This is a genomic window from Protofrankia sp. CiP1_Cm_nod3 (genome assembly GCF_982290655.1).
Genome location: NZ_CEVIVD010000063.1, coordinates 17,729 through 22,106, shown reverse-complemented (window position 1 = coordinate 22,106; position 4,378 = coordinate 17,729). Strand labels below are relative to the sequence as shown.

The 4,378-nt window shown below is 72.7% G+C and carries 4 protein-coding genes; 3 read left to right on the top strand and 1 reads right to left on the bottom strand.

Annotated elements, in window-relative coordinates; genetic code table 11:
* Window positions 1-42: 42 nt before the first annotated feature.
* Window positions 43-576, bottom strand: coding sequence for a PGPGW domain-containing protein (locus AC5LUJ_RS13815; protein ID WP_250282652.1), 534 nt, complete (start codon window positions 574-576; stop codon window positions 43-45).
* 387 nt (window positions 577-963) lie between these two features.
* Here AC5LUJ_RS13815 and AC5LUJ_RS13810 point away from each other — a divergent pair, with 387 nt between their 5' ends.
* From AC5LUJ_RS13810 to nhaA, 3 genes are all read left to right on the top strand, one after another.
* Complete coding sequence (locus AC5LUJ_RS13810; protein WP_250282650.1) at window positions 964-1,446, top strand: cation:proton antiporter regulatory subunit; 483 nt, start codon at window positions 964-966, stop codon at window positions 1,444-1,446.
* A 121-nt stretch (window positions 1,447-1,567) separates the two neighbouring features.
* A complete protein-coding gene (locus AC5LUJ_RS13805) occupies window positions 1,568-2,716 on the top strand; it encodes a cation:proton antiporter (protein ID WP_250282679.1) in 1,149 nt (382 codons plus the stop codon).
* A 339-nt stretch (window positions 2,717-3,055) separates the two neighbouring features.
* The gene (nhaA, locus tag AC5LUJ_RS13800; RefSeq protein WP_250290763.1) at window positions 3,056-4,300 is read left to right on the top strand and encodes a Na+/H+ antiporter NhaA; all 1,245 of its coding nucleotides are present in this window, start codon (window positions 3,056-3,058) and stop codon (window positions 4,298-4,300) included.
* Window positions 4,301-4,378: the final 78 nt, after the last annotated feature.

The window sequence follows — 4,378 nt, the reverse complement described above, 5'->3', positions numbered from 1 at the left end:
GCGGAGGACGCCCGGTTCGGGGATCTGCCGGTCCGGTGGCGGCTATTCGTCGGTGGAGGAGGTCGGGGGCGCGCCTGGGGGAGCGGAGGTGGACGAGGAGGCGGCGGAGACGCGCCTGTGGTCTTCCTCCTCCTTGAGGTCGAGCAGTTCGGCGGGGGTCGGCTCGCCGGCGTCACGGGCCTGTTTGGCCTGCCACAGGCTGAACAGGATGGTGGAAAGGATCACCAGGCCGCCGAAGACCAGGCTGCCGCCCGTCCACGGCGAGGAGAACGGCAGCGTCTCCACGGCGATCCAGGCGATGCCCACCGCGACCATCCCGAGCCCGAACAGGATCGTGAACGCCGACGACCACACGCTCGCCGCCGCCTGGTCGGCGAGGTCGGCGGCCCTGCGCCGGGCCTGCTCGAACTGCCGGCGGGCCCACTCGTACTCCAGGCTCAGGACGAAGAATCCCAGCGCGATGATGAGGAAGCCCGGGCCGGGCAGGGCGAGCAGGGCCACGCCCAGCCCCAGCACGGCCACGCCGACCGCGCTCACCACGATCCGGCGGATGATGCGAGCACTCCTGTTCAGCACCGCGGCACCGCCTTCCGGTAAATCCCTCGCGAACCCTCGCGGGCCGCTGTCCGGCCTCGCCGTGGCCCATCCGCGTCCGGCCGGGGATGGGCAGGGCGCTCCCGTCACGGTATCCGGGGAGTGCTTCTGCCCGCTGTCGACCGGCTGACCGTCCGTCCGGCGGGCCGCCCGAGCCGCCCGGGCGGGTGTACGGCTCCGGGCTTGTCGGCCCGGGCTGGCGGGGCCGTTGGGTATGTTTAGATGATGAGAGGGCCGATGCGTCAGAGGTGGGCCCTGCGGTTTGGGCCCCGCGGTTTTGGTCACTGATCTGATCACCGATTTCCGGTCAGCAGAATTTCGATCTTTTGTGAGCCCGGCGTCCATGCCGGGTTCACCGGAGGGGTCGCAGTGGACGTGGAGGAGACCACGCTCCCGGGAATCGGGTTGCGGCACGACTTCCGTACCCGCAGCGGACGGCGGGTCGGCGTGGTGTCGCATCATGGCGGCCGGCGTGAGCTCGTGATCTACGACACCGATGACATGGACACCTGCAGTGAGTCGATCCCGCTGACCGCGGAGGAGAGCGACGCCCTGGCGGAGCTGCTGGGCGCCCCGCACATCGTCGAGCGGCTGAACAACCTCGGCAAGGCCTTCGCGGGCATCGTCGGGGAGCAGATCAAAATCACTCCCGGCTCCCCCTACGACGGGCAGCCGCTGGGGGATACCCATGCCCGGACGAGGACCGGGGCGTCCATCGTCGCCGTCGTCCGGGACCAGCAGGTGATCGCCTCCCCGCGCCCGGACTTCGGTTTCGTCGCCGGTGACGTCGTCGTGGTGGTCGGTACGCCGGAGAACACGGCTGCCGTTGCCGAACTGTTCCGCGTCGGTTGATCGCGATCTTGGCCGCTGGTGCGGCACTGCCGAGGAGCACTGACACGGCACTGGCGGAGAGCCGCCCGTGGACATAGCCGCGACCTTCCTCGAACTGGGCGCGGTCCTGTTCACCCTCGGGATGCTCGGCCACTGTGCCACCGCCGTGGGTATCTCCCCGATCCCGTTCTACCTGCTGGGCGGGCTCGCCTTCGGGCACGGAGGGCTGTTCCCGCTGGGCGCCAGCGAGGAGTTCATCGAGGTCGGCGCCGAGATCGGGGTCGTCCTGCTGCTGCTGACGCTCGGCCTGGAGTACACGGCGCAGGAACTGATCGACGGCCTGCGCCGGCAGGCGCCCACGGGCGCGCTCGACCTGACACTCAACGCCCTGCCCGGTGTGGCCGCCGCGTTCCTGCTCGGCTGGGAGCCGCTGGCCGCGCTCGTCCTGGGCGGGGTCACCGCCATCTCGTCCTCCGGGATCATTGCCAAGGTCCTCGCCGATCTGGGACGGATCGGTAACCGTGAGACGCCCGTGGTGCTGTCCGTGCTCGTCCTCGAGGACCTCGCCATGGCGGTGTACCTGCCTATCCTCACCGCACTGCTGGCCCACCAGACGCTCGCCCAGGGGTCGGTCACGCTGCTGGTCGCGCTGGGCGCGCTGGTCTTCGTCCTGGTCCTGGCACTGCGGTACGGCCGGCAGGTCAGCCGGCTGGTCCACAACCCGGACGCGGACCCCAACAGCGAGATCCTGCTGCTGCGCCTGATGGGGCTGGCCCTGCTCGTGGCCGGCGCCGCCCAGCAGGTCCGGGTCTCCGCCGCGGTCGGGGCGTTCCTGGTCGGCATCGCCGTGTCGGGGCCGGTGGCCGAGGGCGCGCGGGAGGTGCTCACCCCGCTGCGGGACCTCTTCGCCGCGGTGTTCTTCGTCTTCTTCGGCCTGCAGACGGAACCCGCCGAGATCCCCGGGGTGTTTCTTCCCGCCTTGCTGCTGGCGCTTGCCGGGGTGGCGACGAAGGTGTTCACCGGCTGGTGGGCGGCGCGCAAGGCCGGGATCGGGACGATGGGCCGTTACCGGGCCGGGGCCGCGCTGGTCGCGCGAGGCGAGTTCTCGATCGTCATCGCGGGCCTGGCGGTCGTGGCCGGCATCGAGCCGGAGCTCGGCCCGTTCGCCGCCTGCTATGTACTGATCATGGCGATTCTCGGCCCGGTGGCCGCGCGCGTTGTCGAACCGGTCGTCCGCAGGACGACCAGGCGCCTGCGCAGGAAGACCGTGACGAGCCCGTCGGGTGGCTGAACCAGCCAGCACGGCACGGCCCCGGCCGGGCACACCGCACCCGGCCGGGCGGTGCGGCGGCCGTACCGCACCGCACCGCACCGCTGAGCGATGGCCGCCGGGGCCACGGCCGGGGAATCCCGCCCGCGACGGATCCCGCGCCGGACGGGAACGTCATGACCGGGAAATCCGCGGCTTGTTGTGCCACGATGGCGGCACTGGCCAGCAGCGCCCAGCGCTGGTCGACACGTCACCACTCGAACTGATCGAACCACTCGAACTGATCGAACCGCTCAACAGGTGTGCCGGGAAGTCTGGTCGGCGTCCGACGTCGGCTGCTCCTGGAAGGACCTCCCGCTGGTGCGCACCCGAACGGCGGCTGACGCGCGGGCCGCGGTCGCCGGACGTGTCAGCCAGGCGCTGTCCGCCCGTGGCGCGTTCACCGAGTTCCTGCGCCGGGAGACCACCGGCGGGCTCCTGCTGCTGGCCGCCACCGCGCTCGCCCTGCTGTGGGCCAACCTCGCCGGTGGCAGCTACCACGACGTGTGGCGGGCCGACCTGGGTTTCGGCCCGTCCTGGCTACGCCTGACGCACCTGACCGCCGGGGCCTGGGTGGCCGACGGGCTGCTCGCGGTGTTCTTCTTCGTCGCCGGTCTCGAGCTCAAACGCGAACTGGTCGTCGGGGAGCTGGCGGGCCGCCGGGCCGCCGCGCTGCCGGTCGCCGCCGCCGTCGGCGGCATGATCGTTCCGGCGCTGGTGTTCCTCGCGGTCAGCCGGGGCGCGCCGGGGGCGGCGGGCGGCTGGGCGATCCCCGTAGCCACCGACATCGCCTTCGCGCTCGGCGTGCTGTCCCTGACGGGGGCGAACGTGCCCACCGCGCTGCGGGTGCTGCTGCTCAGCCTCGCCGTCGTCGACGACCTCGGCGGCATCGTCCTGATCGCCGTCCTGTTCACCCGGGGGCTCGCGCCGCTCTGGCTGCTGGCGGCCGTCGTGCTGGCGGCCGGGTACGCCTGCGCGCAGTGGCGGCGCTGGCGCTCCCCGGCGCTGTACGTGCCGCTGGCGCTGGCACTGTGGGTGTGCGTGCACGCCTCCGGGGTGCACGCGACCGTCGCCGGCATCGCGCTCGCCCTGCTCACCCGGGTGCGTCCCGACCCGGGCGAGCGGGCCGCGCCCGCGCTGCGCCTGGAGCACCGGCTGCACCCGTTCTCGGCCGGTCTCGTGGTCCCGCTGTTCGCGCTCGCCGCGACCGGGGTACCGGTGACGGGGACGGCACTGCTCGCCGTGGCCGAGGATCCGGTCGCCCAGGGTGTGGTCGCCGGGCTCGTCGTCGGCAAGGCCGCCGGCATCGTCGGCGGGGCCTGGCTGGCGGTGCGGGCCGGGGTGGCGCGGCTGCCGGCCGGCCTTGGCTGGCGCGCGGTGGCGCCGGTCGGGCTGCTCGGCGGCATCGGCTTCACCGTGAGCCTGCTGATGTCCCGGCTCGCCCTCGACGACGCTGTTGCCCAGCGGCGCGCGGCCACCGCCGTGCTCGTCGCGTCGACGCTCGCCGGCGTGCTCGCGGTGCTCCTCCTGCGGTTGTCCGGGGCCGGCCGGGCGCGGGCGCAGTGACCGCGGTCCGGCTGTCCTGATTCGTAAGCCGCCCGGCTTGCCCCCATTTGGGGTGATGCCGAAGGCATCCGAGATACT